This window comes from Streptomyces sp. NPDC043908 (assembly GCF_056435525.1).
Genome location: NZ_JBWKEI010000009.1, coordinates 89,802 through 108,296 on the forward strand (window position 1 = coordinate 89,802; position 18,495 = coordinate 108,296).

Consider the following 18,495-nt stretch of genomic DNA (forward strand, 5'->3'; position numbering starts at 1 on the left):
CATGGGGCTGAGCTGGGTTCTCCGGGTGCGGAGGACTACCCAGGGGCGCGGGGAACTGCGCGAGCAACCGGCCACCCGCCCGCAGGCGAAAACGGGCCTTTGAGGGGCGCGGGGAACTGCGCGAGCAGCCCCCACCGGCCCGCGCGCGAACCCCTGGCCGGAATCAGTCCCCCAGGAACACCGGATTCGTGAACGCCGCCAACGGTCCGGGCAGGCCCGGCACCACCGGTGGGTGGCGGACCTCCGCCCGTACGTAACTCGCGTACGAACTCGTCGTCCCCCACTCCACACCCCCCGCCCCGGAACCCCCCACCCCCGCACTGAACACCGTCCCCTGGTCCGTCACGAACGACGCCGTGCAGCCGGGTGCGCCCGTGACGTCCAGCCGTACCGTGACCGGAGCGTCGGACGGCACCCGCAGGCGGTCCCCGATCCCCGCGTGCTCGCCCCGCCCGCCCGTCACCCCGAAGGCCAGCGAGACCGCCGAGGACTCCGCCACGTACGAGCGGCCCGCCTTCAGACCCGCCTGGACGGCCTCCCGGGACAGGTCGTCGGCGAGGACCACCGTCTGGGGGCCGCCGATCCGGTCGGGGTCCCGGTGGGCGTCGCTGTTGCCCATCGCCGGGGTCCAGCGCCCGCCCGAGCGCGCCGCCACCGCCAGCGTGCCGTCCCACTCCTGGAGCGAGACCTCGTCGTCGGGGGTGTACGGCCCGTTCCACACCTCCACCGCGTCCGCCTCGGCGAACCCGAACTTCCAGTTGCAGCCGACGCACGTGCCGTGCGGATGCGCCGGGACGACCAGGCCCCCGGCCCGCCGGATCTCCCGGGCGAAGTGGCCGAAGCGGTTGTCGCGGGCGCGGTAGCGCCAGTCGACGAAGGTGCCCGGGTCGACGCCCAGCGCCAGCACGTGGCCGTTGCGGGTGGTGATCTCCTCGCCGGTGAGGATCAGCAGGTCGTCGCCCCACAGCCCCTCCCACGCGGGGTGCGAGGCGTGCGTGTTGTGGTCGGAGGTGTTGATGAAGTCCAGGCCCGCCGCCCGTGCGAGCGCCGCGATCTCGGCGGGGGTGCGCCTGCCGTCGGAGTACCAGGAGTGCAGATGGCAGTCGCCCCGGTACCAGGCCCGGCCGCGCCCCTTGGCCCGGGTCGGCGGGTACACGGGCCGGGGCGTGCGGCCCCGCTCGCCGTACTTCAGGGTGATCGTCACCGTGTACGGCAGCCCCTGCGGCGCGACGGTGTAGGGGCCGAGCGCGATGTGCCAGGTCCCGGCGCGCACCGGACCCGGCACGTAACCGGGGGTCGCCGCGTCCGCCCGGATGAAGAACTCGGTGCGGGCCCCGCCCGACCAGCCCCGGAAGCCCCGGCCGCCCAGCGCGGTGCCGCGCTCGTCGAAGACGCCGATGTCCAGGGCGTTGTCGGGCGTGCCCGCCGGGACGGCCGCCTTCTCGTACGTGTACGCCACGGCCAGCTCGCGCACCCCGCGAGGGATCTCCACCGGCAGGTACACGAAGTCGGGCGAGCCGGGCGGCAGGGTGCCGGTGACGACCCGGGTCGTCTCCCGGGAGCCACCGTCACCGGTACCGCCACCGCCACCACCCCCGCCGGGCGCCGCGTTCGCGAAGCTCACGGTTCCCAGCGTCAGCGCGGCTGCCGCGCCCGTCACGAACAGTCCGCGCCGACCCAGGGCCGTGTCGCGCGCGGTGTCCTGGGCTCTGTCCTCGGATCCGGTCATGGCGTGTACTCCCAGCGGGGGTGGAAGGGGGCCTGTCGGTACGTGTCCGTCGCTGTCCACAGTCGTACGCGCGGGTGAACCCCGGTGCAAGGGGCGGCGGTTGGGCGGTGGCCGGTCCGTGGCGCCCGCGTGGCCGGTCCGCGGCGGTGGTGGCCGGGCCGTATCCCTTGCACCCGGAGGGGCGCGGGGATAGGAAGTGGGGATGCGTATCGCCACCACGATCTTCCTCACCGACGAGACGATCACCCCCGTCCGGCTCGCCCGCGAGCTGGCGGAGCGCGGGTTCTCCGGGGTGTATCTGCCGGAGCACACGCACATCCCCGTCGAGCGCCTCTCGCCGTACCCGCCGGGCGGCGAGCTGCCCCGCCAGTACAGCCGCACCCTGGACCCCTTCATCGCCCTGGCGCAGATGAGCGCCGTCGCCCCCGCGCTGGGCCTGGGCACCGGCATCACGCTGGTCGCCCAGCACGACCCGATCGACCTGGCCAAGCAGGCCGCGACCCTGGACCACCTCTCCGGCGGGCGCTTCACCCTGGGCGTCGGCTACGGCTGGAACCGGGAGGAGGCCGCCGACCACGGCGTGGAGTGGTCCACGCGCCGCGAGCTGGTGCGCGACCGCATGGCGCTGATGCGGGCGCTGTGGGCGGAGAAGCCCACCGCGTACGAGGGCCGCTTCGGCTCGCTGCGCGCCAGCGAGGCCCACCCCAAGCCGGTACGGAACGGGGCGCCGCGCGTCCTGGTCGGAGGCGCCGCGGGGCCGAAGCTGTTCGCGCACATCGCCGAGTACGCGGACGGCTGGCTGCCGATCGGGGGCGGCGGGCTCACCGACTCGCTGCCGCTGCTGCGGCGCGTCTGGGAGGAGGCGGGCCGCGCCCCGGCCGACCTCCAGGTCGTCCCGTACGCGGTCCTGCCCGACCCGGGCAAGCTCGCCCACTACCAGCGGCTCGGCGTCGAGGAGGTCGTCCTCCAGCTCCCGTCGGCGGACGAGGCGACGGTCCTGAAGACCCTGGACGACTTCGAGCCGTTCCTGACGGCGGCCGCCTGAGCCGCCCGCTCCGGGCGAGGACCGGGCCTGCCCCGCAGGGTCCCGCTCGTATGCTCGGGGGATGACCTCCAGCGCGCAGCAACCGCAGGCCCCCGCACCCACCGCCAACGCGATGCGGCGCGCCCTGAAACGCGCCCGGGACGGGGTCGCGCTGGACACCGCCGAGGCGGCCGTCCTGCTCCAGGCGCGCGGCGAGGACCTGGTGGACCTCGCCGCCTCCGCCGCCCGGGTACGCGACGCGGGCCTGGAGGCGGCGGGCCGCCCGGGCGTCATCACGTACTCCAAGAGCGTCTTCCTGCCGCTCACCCGGCTGTGCCGGGACAAGTGCCACTACTGCACCTTCGTCACCGTCCCCGGCAAGCTGCGCCGGGCCGGGCACGGGATGTTCATGTCCCCCGACGAGGTCCTCGACATCGCCCGCCGGGGCGCCGCGCTCGGCTGCAAGGAAGCGCTGATCACCCTCGGCGACAAGCCGGAGGACCGCTGGCCCGAGGCGCGCGAATGGCTGGACGCGCACGGCTACGACGACACCATCGCCTATGTGCGGGCCATCTCCATCCGCATCCTGGAGGAGACCGGTCTGCTGCCGCACCTCAACCCGGGCGTGCTGTCCTGGACCGACTTCCAGCGCCTCAAGCCGGTCGCCCCGAGCATGGGCATGATGCTGGAGACGACGGCGACCCGGCTGTGGTCGGAGCCGGGCGGCCCGCACTTCGGCTCGCCCGACAAGGAGCCCGCCGTACGGCTGCGGGTCCTGGAGGACGCCGGCCGCTCCTCCGTCCCCTTCACCAGCGGGCTGCTCATCGGGATCGGCGAGACGTACGAGGAGCGCGCCGACTCGCTGTTCGCGCTGCGCCGCGTGGCCCGCGCCTACCACGGCGTCCAGGAGCTGATCATCCAGAACTTCCGCGCCAAGCCGGACACCGCGATGCGCGGCATGCCGGACGCGGAGCTGGACGAGCTGGTCGCCACGGTCGCGGTGGCCCGGCACATCATGGGCCCCTCCGGCTGCCTCCAGGCGCCGCCGAACCTGGTGGACAGCGAGTACGGACGGCTCATCGGGGCGGGCATCGACGACTGGGGCGGGGTCTCGCCGCTCACCATCGACCATGTGAACCCGGAGCGGCCCTGGCCGAAGATCGAGCTGCTCGCGGCGGAGTCCGCCGCCGCCGGCTTCGAGCTGCGCGAACGCCTGTGCGTGTACCCCGAGTTCGTCACGCGCGGCGAGCCCTGGCTGGACCCCCGGCTGCTGCCGCACGTAAGGGCGCTCGCGGATCCGCAGACGGGCCTGGCCCGGCCGGACGCGGTGGTCGAGGGCCACCCGTGGCAGGAGCCCGAGGAGGCCTTCGCCGCCACCGGCCGCACCGATCTGCACCGCACCATCGACACCGAGGGCCGCACCGCCGACCGGCGCGACGACTTCGACGAGGTGTACGGCGACTGGGAGGCGCTGCGTGAGGCGGCCGTTCCCGGCATGGCGCCCTCCCGCATCGACACCGACGTACGGGCCGCGCTCGCCACCGCCGCCGACGACCCGACGAAGCTGACCGACGACGAGGCGCTGGCGCTGCTGCACGCGGACGGCCCCGCGCTGGACGCGCTCTGCCGGATCGCGGACGAGCTGCGCCGGGACGTGGTGGGCGACGACGTCACGTACATCGTCACGCGGAACATCAACTTCACCAACGTCTGCTACACCGGCTGCCGCTTCTGCGCCTTCGCCCAGCGCCGCACCGACGCCGACGCCTACACCCTGTCCCTTGCGCAGGTGGCCGACCGGGCCGAACAGGCGTGGGAGGTGGGCGCGGTGGAGGTGTGCATGCAGGGCGGCATCCACCCGGACCTGCCGGGCACGGCGTACTTCGACATCGCGCGCGCGGTGAAGGAGCGCGTGCCGGGCATGCACGTGCACGCCTTCTCCCCGATGGAGGTCGTCAACGGCGCCACCCGCACCGGCCTGTCCATCCGGGAGTGGCTGACGGCCGCCCGGGAGGCGGGCCTCGACTCGATCCCCGGCACGGCCGCCGAGATCCTCGACGACGAGGTCCGCTGGATCCTCACCAAGGGCAAACTGCCCACCGCCACCTGGATCGAGGTCGTGAAGACCGCCCACGAGCTGGGCATCCGCTCCTCCTCCACGATGATGTACGGGCATGTGGACCAGCCCCGCCACTGGCTCGGCCACTTCCGTACGCTCTCCCGCGTCCAGCAGGAGACCGGCGGCTTCACCGAGTTCGTGACCCTGCCCTTCATCCACACCAACGCGCCCGTCTACCTGGCCGGGATCGCCCGCCCCGGCCCGACCACCCGCGACAACCGCGCGGTGGTGGCGATGGCCCGCCTCCTGCTGCACCCGCACATCCCGAACATCCAGACCAGCTGGGTGAAGCTGGGCACCGAGGGCGCCGCCGAGATGCTGCGCTCGGGCGCCAACGACCTGGGCGGCACGCTGATGGAGGAGACCATCTCCCGGATGGCGGGATCGAGTTACGGCTCGTACCGCTCCATCAAGGACCTGGAGGCCATCGCGGAGGCCGCGGGCCGCCCGGCGAGGCCCCGCACCACGCTCTACGGCGAGGTGCCCCCCGAGCGTCGGGAGGCGGCGCTCGCCTCCGACGGGCATCTGCCGGAGCTGCTGCCGGTGCTGGGGGACTGAGGAGCGGAGGGGCGGCCCGGGGGCCCGTTGTCGGAGGGGCGTCGCATACTGGTCCCATGGCAGCGGGCGGCGCGTCGATGCAGGAGCTCATCCGGCGGCGCAGACGGGCGGGGTTCGTGGGGCGGCGCGGCGAACTCGCGCTGTTCCGGCAGAACTTCGACATCCCCGTCGACGACGAGCGGCACCGGTTCGTCTTCCACGTCCACGGCGCCGCCGGGGTCGGCAAGACCTCCCTGGTGCGCGAGCTGGAACACACCGCGCGCGAACGCGGCGCGGTGACGGCCTGCGCCGACGAGGACGCCAACAGCGTCCCCGAGACGCTCACCGCGCTCTGCGCCCACTTCGCCCGCCAGGGGCACCCGTTCAAGTCCCTGGAGCGGCTCCTCGCCACCTACCGCCGGATGCGGTACGAGGCGGAGTCCGCCGCCCCCGCCGGCCCCGGGCCCGCCGCGCCCTCGCCCGGCTCCACGGTGCTCGCCCAGGCGTCCCTGGTGGGCCTCGGTCTGGTGCCGGGCGTGGGCGTGCTCGCCGGCGGGGTGGACGCCCAGCAGCTCGCCCAGGGCGCGGACCGGGCGCGAGCGGCCCTGAGCGCCCGGTTCGGCAGGCAGGAGGACGTCCAGCTGGTCCTGGACCCGGTGCGGGTCCTCACCCCGGTGTTCGTGGCGGAGCTGGTGCGGCTCGCCGACGAGGCGCCGTGGACGGTGCTCTTCTTCGACACCTACGAGCGCACCTCGCCCTTCCTCGACACCTGGCTGCGCGACCTGATCACCACCGAGCGCTACGGGGCGCTGCCCGCCCGCGTCGTGGTGGTCCTCGCGGGCCAGCGCCGGCTCGACCCCGGCTGCTGGGCCGACAGCGCGGACCTGGTGGCCGAGCTGCCGCTGGACCTGTTCACCGAGACCGAGGCCCGCCAACTGCTCGCCGCCAAGGGCGTGGTGGACGAGGACGTCGTCCGCGACGTGCTGCGGCTGTCGGGCCGGCTGCCGGTCCTGGTCTCCACGCTCGCCCGCAACCCCGGCGACGCGCGCGCCCCCGGCGCCACCGCCGTGGACCGCTTCCTGCGGTGGGAGGGCGACCCGGTGCGGCGGGCCGCCGCGCTCGCCTGCGCGCTGCCCCGGCACATCGACGAGGACGTGTTCCGGGCGGCGGTCGAGGAGGACGCGGCGGGCCTGTACGGATGGCTGCGGTCCTTGCCGTTCGTCAGCGACCACGGCGGCCGCGCCCAGTACCACCGGGTGGTGCGCACCGCCATGCTCGGCGTCCAGCGCACCGGCTCGCCGGGCCGCTGGAGCGCCGGCCACCAGCGGCTCGCCGAGGCGCTCCGGGCGCGCCGCGAGACCGCCGGACCCGTCCCCGCCCGGCGTCCCTGGAGCGGGGAGCGGTGGCGGGAGCTGCGCCTGGAGGAGTCGTACCACCTGCTGTGCGCGCGGCCGGGGGCCGCGCTCGCCCGGATGCTGCGCGACGGCGTGGACGCGTGCGACGCCGGGCCCGCCGTCGCCCGCCGCTGGGCCACCACGCTCGCCGAGGCGGGCGAGGACGCCGACGACGGGACGCTGCGGCAGTGGGGCACGGACTGCCTGGCGGCGCTCGGCGGCGAACCGGCGGGCGTGGCCGGGGTGCTGGCGCTGCTGCTGTCCCGGGGCGGCCTCGACGCGCAGGGCCGCGCGGCCGCCCATGTCGTGCGGGCCAGGGAACTGCGCCACACCGGCGCCCACGCCCAGGCCCTGACCGAACTGGACCGGGCGATCGCGCTCGACCCGGGGCGGGCCCGGGCGTACTACGGGCGGGCCGTGGCGCGGTGCGCCCTGTACGGCCCGGCGGTGGCGCTGCCCGACCTGGACCGGGCGTGCGAACTGGCGCCGGACGACGCGTACTACATCGGCTACCGGGGCGACATGTACCGGCGGCTGGGGCGCTTCGAGGAGGCGCTGGCCGATCTCGATCGCGCGATCCTGCTCGACCCGGGCGACCCCTGGGCCCCGGCCAGCCGCGGCCGGATCCGCCACCAGACGGGCCGGGTGGAGGAGGCCCTGGCGGACCTGGACCGGGCCCTGGAGCTGAACCGGGACTACGTGTGGGCGCTGGTGCGCCGGGCCCAGGTGCGGCGCGACCTCGCGGACCCGCAGGGCGCGCTCGCCGACCTGGAGCGCGCCGAACGGCTGTCGGCGGAGCCGGCGTGGGTGGTCGGCGAGCGCGGCGACGTGCTGCGCTCGGCGGGCCGCCACGAGGAGGCGGTGGCGGAGTACGGCCGCGCCTTCGCGCTGGACGGGACGTACGCGTGGGCGCTGGGCAGCCGCGCCCTGTCCCTGGAGGCGCTGGGCCGCCACGAGGAGGCACTGGCGGACTACGACCACGCGCTGGAGCTGGCCCCCGACTACACCTGGGCACTCACGATGAGAACCCGCCTAAGCACAGAACTGAACACCCCCCACCCCCACAACCCGCAGACGACACCCGCCCCCTGAAGGGGCGCGGGGAACTGCGCGAGCAACCCTCCGCAACCGGCAGACGACGACCGACCCCTGAAGGGGCGCGGGGAACGGCGCGAGCAACCCTCCCCAACCGGTAGACGACCACCGGGCCCTGAAGGGGCGCGGGGAACTGCGCGGGCAACCCTCTACAACCGGCAGACGACCACCGGGCCCTGAAGGGGCGCGGGGAACGGCGCGAGCAACCCTCCACAACCCGCACACGACCTCCCACCCCCGGGAGGGCCCCCCGAAGGGCCCCCGGAGGGTTCAGGGAAGGGGCGGGGTGGGGGGATCAAAACCCGCCACAGACCGATCCCCCGCGGTCTTATTCACCCGCACCCAATCAATTACAGTGCTGCGCCATGACCGCCGCCCCCACAGCAGCAGCCACCGGCCCCACCAAACCCCCCACCTCCATATGGGGCCGCACCGAGCAGCAGGACTTCCGCAGCCGGGTCCGCGGCAGCCTCCTCGGCGGGGCGATCGGCGACGCCCTGGGCGCTCCGGTCACCCCCCTCGCCCTCGACGCCATCCGCACCCGGTACGGGCCGCGGGGCGTCACGGGCCCGGCCGCCGCCCCGGGCCGGATCAGTGCCGCCACCCAGCTCACCCTCTTCACCGTCGACGGCCTCATCCGCGCCCAGGTCCGCCGCGACACCGGCGCCTGGCACCCGCCGACCGACGTGCACCGGGCGTACCGGCGCTGGAGCGCCACCCAGCGGGACTGGGGGCCGGACGAGCGGCGGGCCGACAACGGCTGGCTGGCCGGGGAGGAGTGGCTGTACAGCAGACGCGACCCGGCCCGGCCGTGCCTGCTCGGCCTCGCCGACGACATCATGGGCACCCTCGACCGGCCCAAGAACCCCGACGCCCGCGACCCGGCCGCCGTCACCCGCTCCGGCCCCTTCGGCCTGCTCGTCGGCTGGGAGCCGCAGCTCGTGCTCCAGCTCGCCCTGGAGTGCGCCGCCCAGACCCACGGCGACCCCACCGCGTACCTCTCGGCCGGCGCCTTCGCGGTGGTCGTGCACGGGCTCGCCCGGGGCGAGTCCCTGGACGCGGCCGTCCAGCGGGCGCTCGGTCTGCTCGCCCAGCGCCCCGGCCACCAGCCCGTCACGGACGCCCTCCAGCACGCGCTCGGCGCCGTACGCCAGGGCATGCCCAGCCCGGGCCTGGTGGCCTCGCTGGGCGAGGGGCACCTCGCCCAGGACGCGCTGGCCATAGCCGTGTACTGCGCCCTCGTCGGCGAGGACGTCCGCCACGGCCTGCTGCTCGCCGTCAACCACGACGGCCCCTCCGGCGCCACCGGCACCCTGTGCGGCACGCTCCTGGGCGCCCTGCACGGCGAGACCGCCCTCCCGCCCGGCTGGCTCGCGGGGCTGGAAGGGCGCGCCACCGTCCTCGAACTCGCCGACGACTTCGCGATGGAGATGACGCAGGGGCCCGCCCTGCACGGCCCGGGTGTCAGCACCCCGGGGTGGCTCGCCCGCTACCCCCCGGGGTAGCCCGCGCTCAGAGTTCCAGCGTCTTCGCCTCCCCGGTCTGCGCGGGGACCGCCGCCGACGCGGATCCGGCACCGGGACCCGTCCCGGCCCCCGGCCCGTCGCCGTCGGAGTTGATCCGGGCCAGCAGCGCGTCCCGCTCGGGGGTGTCCTCCGGCTTGATCAGGCCGATCACCACGTACAGCACCAGCGAGACCGCCAGCGGCACCGACACCTGGTACTGGAGCGCCACGCCCGTACGGTCGGAGCCGTCCAGGTTGTAGTTGACCAGGAAGAACACCACCAGGCCCACCGCCCAGCTGGTCAGTGCCGCCGTCGGGCCGGACTTGCGGAAGGCGCGCAGCATGCCCAGCATGAACGGGATCGCGATCGGGCCCATCAGACCCGCCACCCACTTGATCACCACGGTGATGATGTCCTTGAAGGCGGGCGAGTTGACCTGGGTGGCGATCGCCATCGACAGGCCCAGGAACACCAGCGTCGACAGGCGCGCCGCCAGCAGCCCCGCCCGCGAGTCCCAGCCGCGCGCCCGCCGCGAGAGCGCCGGGGCGATGTCCCGGGTGAAGACGGCGGAGATGGCGTTGGCGTCCGAGGAGCACATGGCCATCGTGTGGGAGAAGAAGCCGACGATGACCAGGCCGAGCAGTCCGTGCGGCAGCAGGGTCTCGGTCATCAGGGCGTACGAGTCGGAGGCGTCCGGCTTCTTGGCGTGCACCAGGAGCGGCGCGCACCACATGGGGAAGAAGAGCACCACCGGCCACACCAGCCACAGGATCGCGGAGAGCCGGGCCGAACGGGTCGCGGAGCGGGCCGAGTCGGTGGCCATGTACCGCTGGGCCTGGTTCCACATCCCGCCGTTGTACTCGAAGGTCTTGATGAAGAGGAACGCGAGCAGGAACGTCACCGTGTAGGGCCCGGCGGTGGGTTCGGCGTGGCCGCTGGGGAGCTTGTCCCACACCGTCCACAGCGCGCTGAACCCGCCGAGCCTGCCCATCGTCGCCACCAGCATGGCGACACCCGCGCACAGCTGGATGACGAACTGCCCGAGCTCGGTGAGCGCGTCCGCCCACAGGCCGCCGACCGTGCAGTACACGGCGGTGATGCAGCCGGTGATGAAGATGCCCTGGGTGAGGGTGACCCCGGTGAAGACCGAGAGCAGGGTGGCGATGGCGGCCCACTTGGCGCCCACGTCCACGATCTTGAGCAGCATCCCGGACAGGGCGAGGGCGAGCTGGGTGGAGATGTTGTAGCGGTTCTTGAGGTATTCGAGCGGTGAGGCCACGTGCAGCTTGGAGCGCAGCCGGTTGAGCCGGGGCGCGAAGAGCTTGGCGCCGATGCCGATGCCGACCGCGATGGGGAAGGACCAGGTGACGAAGGACGTCACGCCGTAGCGGTAGGCGATCCCCGCGTATCCCGTGAACATCACCGCGCTGTACCCGGACATGTGGTGCGAGATGCCCGAGAGCCACCACGGCATCCGGCCCCCGGCCGTGAAGAAGTCGGAGACGTCGTCCACCCGCTTGTGGGACCAGACGCCGATCGCGACCATGACGCCGAAGTAGCCGATGAGTACGGCCCAGTCGAGACTGTTCATTGTCCCCTCCGAGGGGTCCGCCTTGTGAACGTCGAGATGTATGCCGGTGCTCTTCGTCAGTACGTCCGGTTCAGCGGGCCCCGTGCGGGAGCGGGGACTTCCGGGGATTGAACCGCCTGTTCGGAGGGCGGGTCAAGACGTTCAGCGGTCACGGATATGAACACAGGTCAGGAAGCAGAACGATTTTGCTTTGCCTTTACTTGGGCGGGTGTTGTCGCCCCGAGCGGCCCCGCCCCACCATGAACGGGCCACTTCGTCAGACGCGTGCCTACGTGAACGGCCGCACGGGATGCGGGTCCCGTGCGGCCGAGAGAGCGGGTCAGCTGGTTCTGCTAGCGCATGATCTCCCCCGCGTTCACCAGCAGCGACTGTCCGGTGATCGCCCTGGCCCGGTCCGAGGCGAGGAAGGCCACGGCGTGCGCCACGTCCGCGTCCGTCGCCAGCTCCGGCAGCGCCATCCGCTCGGTGAGCCGCCCCAGCACCTCGGCCTCGGGCACCTTCTCGGTGTGCGCGGTGAAGCGGACGTACGCCTGCACCGGCGGCCCCCACATCCACCCCGGCAGGACCGTGTTCACCCGGATCCGGTGCGGCCCGAACTCCCGGGCCATGGAGTACATCACGGAGGTCAGCGCGCCCTTGGACGCCGCGTACGCCGCCTGGCTCACCTGGGAGGGCGCGGCGATCGCCGACTGCGTGCCGATGACGACCACCGCGCCGCCGCGCTCCTTGAGCGCCGGCAGGCAGGCCCGGGTCATCCGCAGGGTGCCGAGCAGATTCACGTCGAGCACGCCCTGCCAGGTGGTGAGGTCCGCGTCCTCCACCCCGCCGAAGTAGCTGTCCCAGGCGGCTACATGGACCACCGCGTCGATCCGGCCGAACCGCTCCAGCGCCAGCGCGGCCAGCGCCTCGCACTGCGCCTCCACGGTGATGTCGGTCGCCCGCCAGGCGGTGCGGCCGCCCCCGGGGTCGATCTCGTGGGCCGTCCTGGCGAGGTTCTCCTCGGTGCGCGCGCCGAGCACCGCGTTCGCCCCGTCCCGTACGACGGTCGCGGCCACCTGGTGCCCGAGTCCCGCCCCGACACCGGACACGACGACCGTCTTCCCGCTCAGCGACATCTGGACGCCTCCCGGCTCTGGCAGTTCTTCTGACGGGGCGTCAGAGTAGGGCGGTCGGCGGCAGGAGGGAAGGGGAGCGCGGTGGGCGAGGAGACCAGGAGCGGGACGTACGCGGAGCTGGCGGCGGTGGGGCCGTACGGGGTGCACCCCGGCCACGCCCTGATCACCATGGTGGAGCCGCATCCGGGCCACGAGTACGCGTACAACCGCTGGTACGAGGACGACCACTACTACGCCGGGGCGATGGCGATGCCCTGGATGTTCGCGGGACGGCGCTGGGTGGCCACGCGTGAACTCCAGGAGCTGCGCTACCCGGAGAAGTCCGCGATCGCCCGGCCGGTCACCGCCGGGTGCTACCTCTCCACGTACTGGATCACCGAGGGCCGCTACGACGACCACATGAAGTGGACCGTCGGCATCAACAAGCGGCTCAACCGGGACGGCCGCGTCTACCAGGACCGTACGCACGTCTTCACGGCCTTCCAGGACCACGAGGCGACCGTCTACCGGGACGGGGCGGCCGGTCCGCGCGACTACCACGCGCTGGACCACCCGTACGCGGGCCTGGTGCTCCAGGTGATCGACTCCGAGGACGCCGAACAGCGTGCCGCGCTGGTGGAGTGGCTGCGCTCGCGGCATCTGCCGCGCCGGCTCGCGGGCGGCCCGGCCGCGCTGGTGACGGTCTTCCGGCCGACCCCGCTGCCCGGCGACCGGATGAGTTACGTCAAGCAGGTCGAAGGGGTCGACACCCGCCTCACGCTGCTGTGGTTCCTGGAGCGGGACCCACGCGAGGTCTGGCAGGAGCACTTCGCGGACCTGGAGGCGGCGGTGGCCGGGTCGGGGCTCGGGAGGGTGGAGCTGGCCGCGCCCTTCATCCCCACGGTGCCGGGCACGGACCTCCATGTCGACCGGCTGCGCCGCTGAGCGGCCGGCCCCGGACAGCAACCAGCCCCCTCGGCCAGGACGGCGGACCAGTCGAGAGGGCCTTGCTCACTTCGCGGTGGAGCGATGCCGGTGAAGATCAGACTCCACGCGGGGAGGTGCGGTTGACGTCCTGGAGGAAGGCCGACCACGTCTCGGGGGCGAAGTCCAGCTTCCCGTGGAGGGGGTTCTTGGAGTCGCGGACGGAGACGGTGGAGTGGTCCGCCGCCTTGATCTCCACGCAGTCGCCGTTCACGGCGGAGTACGAGGACTTGGTCCAGTCCGTCAGTGCAGGCTGCTGAACACGCATGATGACTCCGATGCTTGATCCGGTTGTCCGGGTGATGTGCCCGGCCGCTGAGGGCCAGCGGGTCTGCGTGTGACGCTACGCCGCAACATCACCGGCCGCAGGGGCCGTTCACCCGTCCGGATGGCATATTCCCTTGGGTTCTTCTCAGTTGAGGACGCCAAGGTGTAGGGTGCCCGCCCCGGAGGGCCCGGCCGCCCCTCGTGTCACTCGCTCACAGCGAGTCCACCACACGGTGGATGAAGTCCCGCGAGTGCTCGGCGCTGAGCGCCTTGGCCCGCAGGTGCTCGTACATCACGGTGTAGCTCTGTACGTCGGCTGCCTTCTCCAGGTACAGGTCGCTGGTGACGCCCTCCAGGTACACCACGCTCGCGTCCATGGCGTCGTGGAACTCCAGGATGGCGAACTTGCCGTACATCCCCGGATGCGCGCCCGCGTCGTACGGCAGGACCTGGAGCGTCACGTGCGGCTGCTCGCTCAGGTGCGCCAGGTGCAGCAGCTGGTCGCGCATGATCTGCTCGTTGCCGACCACCCGGCGCAGCAGCGCCTCGTCGATGACCGCCCAGAAGCGCAGCGGGTTGGACGGGTCGGTGAGCCGGTCCTGGCGTTTGAGCCGGATCTGGATCCGTTTGTCGATGTCGCTGGAGGCGGCCTCGGGCCACATGCCCTCGATGACCGCCTGCGCGTACTCCCGGGTCTGGAGCAGTCCCGGCACGATCAGCGACTCGTAGACGCGCAGACTCGCCGCGTCCGTCTCCAGGCCGATGTAGACGCTGTACGGGATGTCGCCGAAGGCGTGCCACCAGCCCTGCTGCCGGGAGTCCTTGGCCATCTGCATCAGGGAGTCGACGATGCGGTGGTCCTCGACCTCGTACACCCCGCACAGGTCGCGCACGTCGCGCTGGCTGATGGAGCGGCGGCCGTTCTCCAGCCGGCTGATCTTCGACTGGGAGACCAGCAGGCGCTCGGCGACCTCCTCGGCCGTCATGCCCTTCAGCTCGCGGAGCCGACGGAGCTCCTGGCCCAGTCGGCGTCGCCTGACGGTGGGATTGACGTTGGACGCCACGGGAACTGCACCTCCGGCTGCGGCACTGCTGCTGCTCTTCTGCTCTTGTGCTCAGCAGACTGCCACCAATGTTCCCGGCCGCGCTGGGAAATGGCCACACACGGTGGGGCACCGGCTACCGGCGGTACGAGGTGCCGGGCCTCGGTGGACGCGTGGCGCGCGGGACCGGCGGAGGCCGGCCCCGCGCGCCCGTGACGCGTCTCCCGAACCGGGTCGTGAGGGGGACGTCGGTGCGGCGGTGGTGCGGGGTGGTGCCCTGGTGCTGGGTGGTGCGGGTCGTGCCGGTGGTGCGGGTCGTGCTGTGGTGCGTGAGGTGCCGTGGTGCCTGAGGTGGTGCCGGAGCGGCCGCTAGTGGGCCACGGCGCGCGCCATGCTGCCGCGGTGCGGCTGCATCGGGACGCCGGGCGCGGTCGCGGTCGCGCGGACGCCCGCCGCGGCGGCGGGACCGCCGGCGCTGCGGCGCGGTTGCGCGCCCACTCCGTTCTGGACGTCCATGACGGCGTGCGCCACCAGTCCGCCCATCGGGTCGTGCCTGATCAGATCCCGGAGCCGGGAGCGCGATGAACGCCCCTCGTTGCCGGGGTACAGATGCTTGCCGAGTCCGACCGCGTGGGCCAGCGCGGCGAGCGCCGCGGTCCGCGGGTCCGGCGGTACGCCGGTGCGGATCGCACTGTCCAGCCGGGCCCTGATGTCCCGGCTGATCGCCGTGTCCGTCGCCTGGTAGCGAGTCGTCGGCAGCACCCCGCACATCTGGCCCGCCACGGCATGGACCATGCCGCACCGCTCCAGGTGCGCGAGGTAAATCTGGCGCAGCCCCAGCCGGGGCCCGCCGATCCAGTGGACGGCCCGGACCGGACTGCCGCGCCTGCGCAGCAGTTCCAGTGCGGAGTCCAGTGTCGGATCTCCTGTCGGCCGTGCCATCACCACGGCGATACGATCCCCGTCTGGGGCTATCCGTCCTGCCAGAGCCAGCTCCACTAGCTGGGCTCCGGCGAGGCCGAGGTCGAGCGACTGCGGCTGCGCTGTGGTACCCGTGGCCGGGTCCAGAGCGAGCAGCAGAAGCTCCTCCGGAATTGTTCTGCGGCTCCTGCCCATCCATGCCTCCCCGCGTGGATGAATGACAGGGTGACCCCTCTCACATTCATCTGTCGAGAGCGCCTGGGTGGAAAGTACGGGAACCGACAGGTATGTCGTTCTCGTCTAGCACGGGGGTCAACCCCGCACACAGGACACTGGTAGATGGTTCGGACAGGTTCGGACGGCGCCCCGGGGCGCCGGGAGGAGGCATCGGTGGCGGGCGAGTCCCCCGACAGGTCGAAGCAGCAGCAGTCGTCGGGGGAGACGACTCCGAGCGAACGCGATCCCCGTGTGGCGGTGTTCGGAAAGGATGACGGCCCCGGTGCCGCGTCCGGTTCCGCACCGGAGCGCGGCGGTCTCGCGAACGGCTCCGCTGCCGGCCCGGTGAACGGCTCCGCGAAGGGGTCTTCGAGCCCCGGCGCGAGCGCGTCCGTGAACGGCTCGGACGAGGACGCCGGCGCCGACCGGGCCGCGGAAGGCGACCCCGCCCCCGTGGACCGGGCGACCGCCGTCTTCCGCGCCCCGCGCCAGGAGGACCACGAGTCCCGCGACACCCGCCTGCGGGCGGCCGTGGCGGCGTGGGTGGCCACGGACGACGACCCGGAGGCGCCGGAGGCGGACGGGTCGGCGGAGTCCGGCTCCGGTACGGGTACGGGTACGGGTACGAGCACGGGTGCCGGTGCCGGTGCCGCGAAGGCGACCCCGGCCGGGAAGCCCGCCGAGGAGACCGCGCCCGTACGGGAGGGCGCGCCCGCGCCGAAGGCGGACGCGGCCCCCGAGACGGACGCGGCCCCCGACGCCGCCGAGGACGCTCCGGAGACCCGGGAAGCCGACACCAAGGCTGAGGCCGATGCCGCTCCGGTGTCCCGCGACGGCAAGGCCGCCGACAAGGGGACCCGCGAGGGTGCCGACGCGTCCGCTCCGGCGGCGTCTGGGGTCTCCGAGGCCGCCGACGGGCCCGAGGCGGAGCCGGAGGCGAAGCCGGCGGTCGAGCCGGCCGCGGAGCCCAAGCCCAAGGCGGGCGCGAAGCCCGAGGCCGAGCCGCGGTCCGGCGTGAAGTCCGACGCCTCCGGTACGACGTCCGACGCCTCCAGCGCGAAGCCCGACGCCGAACCGCGGTCCGGTGCGAAGCCCGGGGCCGCCGGCGCCAAGCCCGAGGCCGAGCCCGTCGCCACCGAGCCCACCCCCGACGGTGACGAGCCCGCCCCCCGGGGCCGGGCCACCTCCTGGGGTGCCAAGCCCAGCGCCACGGACGCGGCTGCCGGCCCGGCCGCCGCCGCCGGTACCGGGGTCGACCAGCCCACCGCCGTCTTCAAGGCGGTCAAGCCGCCCGTGGTGGACCAGCCGACCACCGCCATCCGGCGGCCGGGCGGCAAGGCCGATGCCGCGGCCGGGCCCGCCGCCGAGGCCCCCGCCGAGCGGACCAGCACCTTCGTGCCGCTGCGCTCCGACGACGTACGCCCGGCCGGCCCCAAGGCCGCCCCGGACGCCGAGCCGGAGGCCGGGACCGCGAAGGCCGCCGCGCCCGCCGCGGCGAAGCCGCCCGTCTCGCCGCGTATCTCCGTGCCGGACGCCGACGCGGCCGAGCGGACCCGGCAGCAGCCGCTGCCGCCGAAGCCGCCGCTCGACCTGCTCGCGGAGCTCACCAACACCCCGCCCCCGGCGCAGACCCCGGTCCGCACCGCGGTGCGGCGGTTCAAGATCTGGACCCCGCTGGTCATCCTGCTGCTGATCGTCTTTGCGGTCGTACAGTACGTACGCCCGCTGCCGGACGCCCAGCTGACGATGACGTCGGCGCCGGAGTTCACCTTCGACGGCGCCGCGCCGCAGCTGCCGTGGCCGTCCGAGGGCCAGGGCATGATCACCGTGTCGGGCCTGGGCACCGTGGGGCGGTTCGGCGAGGAGAAGCCGGTCCCGATCGCCAGCGTGACCAAGTCGATGACCGCGTACATCATCATGCGCGACCACCCGATGAAGCTGGGCACCAAGGGCGCCTCCATCCCCGTCGACGGCCTCGCGGAGAAGGAGGGCGGCTACAACAAGGCAGGCAAGGACGAGTCGACCGTCGACACCATCAAGGCGGGCCAGCACCTCAGCCAGAAGGACGCCCTCAGCGCGGTCATGATCCCGTCCGCGAACAACGTGGCGCGCCTCCTCGCGCGCTGGGACGCGGGCTCGGAGGCGGCGTTCGTCAAGAAGATGAACGACACCGCCAAGCAGCTCGGGATGACGAACACCACGTACACCGACCCGTCCGGTCTGACCGCCACCACCGTCTCGACCGCCGCCGACCAGGTGAAGCTCGCGACCGAGCTGGTGAAGGACCCGGCGCTCGTGGACATCACCCGGCAGCCGTACTGGTACGACTCGACCGGCCGCAAGTGGCTCAACTACAACAAGCTGGTGCCGTTCTACGGCGCGATCGGCATCAAGACCGGCTCCACCTCCAAGGCGGGCGGCAATCTGCTCTTCGCGGCCGTCAAGGAGGTCGGCGGTACGAAGCAGACGATCGTCGGCGCGGTCTTCGGGCAGCACAAGGCCGTCTCGATCCTCGACCTGGTCAACAAGGTGAGCAAGGACGTCCTGCTCGCCACCCGCAAGTCGCTGACGTCGCAGACCGTGATCAAGAAGGGCGACGTCGTCGGGTACGTGGACGACGGCCTCGGCGGCAAGGACCCGGTCGTCGCGACCAAGGACCTGACCGTCGCCGGATGGCCCAGCCTGAAGGTGGCGATCTCGCTCACGCCGGACGGCGGCAAGGTGCCGCACTCCGCGAAGGCGGGCACGGTGGTCGGCAAGCTGACCGTGGGCTCCGGCACCGGTCAGGTCTCGGCTCCGGTGGCCCTGAAGAAGGATCTCGCGGAGCCCGGCTTCGGGGCGAAGCTCACTCGTCTGGGCTAGGGGAAAGCAGGAGCGGGGGGGGGGGGGGGGGGGGGGGGGGGGGGGGGGGGGAGGGGGGGGGGGGGGAGGGGGGTGGGGGGGGGGTCGGCGTATCGCCATATGACGAGCTCGAAG

12 protein-coding genes are annotated in these 18,495 nt (G+C 73.3%); 6 read left to right on the forward strand and 6 right to left on the reverse strand.

All coding sequences use genetic code 11. The annotated features are described in order from the left end of the window. Positions 1 to 163: 163 nt before the first annotated feature. Positions 164 to 1,729 carry a CehA/McbA family metallohydrolase gene (locus AC069K_RS20700; protein ID WP_478618296.1) on the reverse strand — a complete coding sequence of 522 codons (1,566 nt, stop codon included), beginning with the start codon at positions 1,727 to 1,729 and terminating at the stop codon, positions 164 to 166. Positions 1,730 to 1,931: 202 nt separating this feature from the next. Here AC069K_RS20700 and AC069K_RS20705 point away from each other — a divergent pair, with 202 nt between their 5' ends. From AC069K_RS20705 to AC069K_RS20720, 4 genes are all read left to right on the forward strand, one after another. Then, entirely contained in the window at positions 1,932 to 2,774 is an 843-nt protein-coding gene (locus AC069K_RS20705) for a TIGR03619 family F420-dependent LLM class oxidoreductase (RefSeq protein ID WP_365100277.1), read from the forward strand. A gap of 61 nt (positions 2,775 to 2,835) precedes the next feature. After that, positions 2,836 to 5,430 (forward strand): bifunctional FO biosynthesis protein CofGH, encoded by a 2,595-nt coding sequence (locus AC069K_RS20710; RefSeq protein WP_478618299.1) that lies wholly within the window; start codon positions 2,836 to 2,838, stop codon positions 5,428 to 5,430. A 56-nt stretch (positions 5,431 to 5,486) separates the two neighbouring features. Continuing rightward, positions 5,487 to 7,895, forward strand: coding sequence for a tetratricopeptide repeat protein (locus AC069K_RS20715; RefSeq protein ID WP_478618302.1), 2,409 nt, complete (start codon positions 5,487 to 5,489; stop codon positions 7,893 to 7,895). 368 nt (positions 7,896 to 8,263) lie between these two features. Beyond that, positions 8,264 to 9,403, forward strand: a complete 1,140-nt coding sequence (locus tag AC069K_RS20720) for an ADP-ribosylglycohydrolase family protein (RefSeq protein ID WP_478618305.1) — start codon at positions 8,264 to 8,266, stop codon at positions 9,401 to 9,403. A gap of 7 nt (positions 9,404 to 9,410) precedes the next feature. Here the strand turns inward: AC069K_RS20720 and AC069K_RS20725 are convergent, their stop codons facing one another. Both AC069K_RS20725 and AC069K_RS20730 read right to left on the reverse strand, forming a co-directional pair. Next, positions 9,411 to 10,994, reverse strand: a complete 1,584-nt coding sequence (locus AC069K_RS20725) for a sodium:solute symporter family protein (protein ID WP_478618308.1) — start codon at positions 10,992 to 10,994, stop codon at positions 9,411 to 9,413. Positions 10,995 to 11,326: 332 nt separating this feature from the next. After that, positions 11,327 to 12,109, reverse strand: a complete 783-nt coding sequence (locus AC069K_RS20730; RefSeq protein ID WP_478618311.1) for an SDR family oxidoreductase — start codon at positions 12,107 to 12,109, stop codon at positions 11,327 to 11,329. Between the two features lie 81 nt (positions 12,110 to 12,190). Between AC069K_RS20730 and AC069K_RS20735 the strand changes: the two genes are divergently transcribed. Further along, entirely contained in the window at positions 12,191 to 13,033 is an 843-nt protein-coding gene (locus AC069K_RS20735) for a hypothetical protein (RefSeq protein WP_478618314.1), read from the forward strand. Positions 13,034 to 13,130: 97 nt separating this feature from the next. On the opposite strand, the gene AC069K_RS20740 is transcribed toward AC069K_RS20735, so the two are convergent. The 3 genes from AC069K_RS20740 to AC069K_RS20750 form a co-directional block, all read right to left on the reverse strand. Next, positions 13,131 to 13,340, reverse strand: coding sequence for a DUF397 domain-containing protein (locus tag AC069K_RS20740; protein ID WP_365100288.1), 210 nt, complete (start codon positions 13,338 to 13,340; stop codon positions 13,131 to 13,133). 211 nt (positions 13,341 to 13,551) lie between these two features. Then, on the reverse strand, positions 13,552 to 14,403 hold the full coding sequence (locus AC069K_RS20745; protein ID WP_478618319.1) for a helix-turn-helix domain-containing protein: 852 nt from the start codon (positions 14,401 to 14,403) through the stop codon (positions 13,552 to 13,554). 348 nt (positions 14,404 to 14,751) lie between these two features. Continuing rightward, positions 14,752 to 15,498: a GOLPH3/VPS74 family protein gene (locus AC069K_RS20750; protein ID WP_358991085.1), complete on the reverse strand. Its 747-nt coding sequence runs from the start codon at positions 15,496 to 15,498 to the stop codon at positions 14,752 to 14,754. A gap of 195 nt (positions 15,499 to 15,693) precedes the next feature. Here AC069K_RS20750 and AC069K_RS20755 point away from each other — a divergent pair, with 195 nt between their 5' ends. After that, positions 15,694 to 18,381: a D-alanyl-D-alanine carboxypeptidase gene (locus AC069K_RS20755; protein ID WP_478618322.1), complete on the forward strand. Its 2,688-nt coding sequence runs from the start codon at positions 15,694 to 15,696 to the stop codon at positions 18,379 to 18,381. Positions 18,382 to 18,495 lie beyond the last annotated feature (114 nt).

Excerpts from the sequence above, each read along its gene's own strand:
- AC069K_RS20750 (WP_358991085.1), bottom strand. The coding sequence starts at position 15,498 with ATGGGCAGGAGCCGCAGAACAATTCCGGAGGAGCTTCTGCTGCTCGCT.
- AC069K_RS20710 (WP_478618299.1), top strand. The coding sequence starts at position 2,836 with ATGACCTCCAGCGCGCAGCAACCGCAGGCCCCCGCACCCACCGCCAAC.
- AC069K_RS20720 (WP_478618305.1), top strand. The coding sequence starts at position 8,264 with ATGACCGCCGCCCCCACAGCAGCAGCCACCGGCCCCACCAAACCCCCC.
- AC069K_RS20700 (WP_478618296.1), bottom strand. The coding sequence starts at position 1,729 with ATGACCGGATCCGAGGACAGAGCCCAGGACACCGCGCGCGACACGGCC.
- AC069K_RS20730 (WP_478618311.1), bottom strand. The coding sequence starts at position 12,109 with ATGTCGCTGAGCGGGAAGACGGTCGTCGTGTCCGGTGTCGGGGCGGGA.
- AC069K_RS20725 (WP_478618308.1), bottom strand. The coding sequence starts at position 10,994 with ATGAACAGTCTCGACTGGGCCGTACTCATCGGCTACTTCGGCGTCATG.
- AC069K_RS20715 (WP_478618302.1), top strand. The coding sequence starts at position 5,487 with ATGGCAGCGGGCGGCGCGTCGATGCAGGAGCTCATCCGGCGGCGCAGA.
- AC069K_RS20705 (WP_365100277.1), top strand. The coding sequence starts at position 1,932 with ATGCGTATCGCCACCACGATCTTCCTCACCGACGAGACGATCACCCCC.
- AC069K_RS20740 (WP_365100288.1), bottom strand. The coding sequence starts at position 13,340 with ATGCGTGTTCAGCAGCCTGCACTGACGGACTGGACCAAGTCCTCGTAC.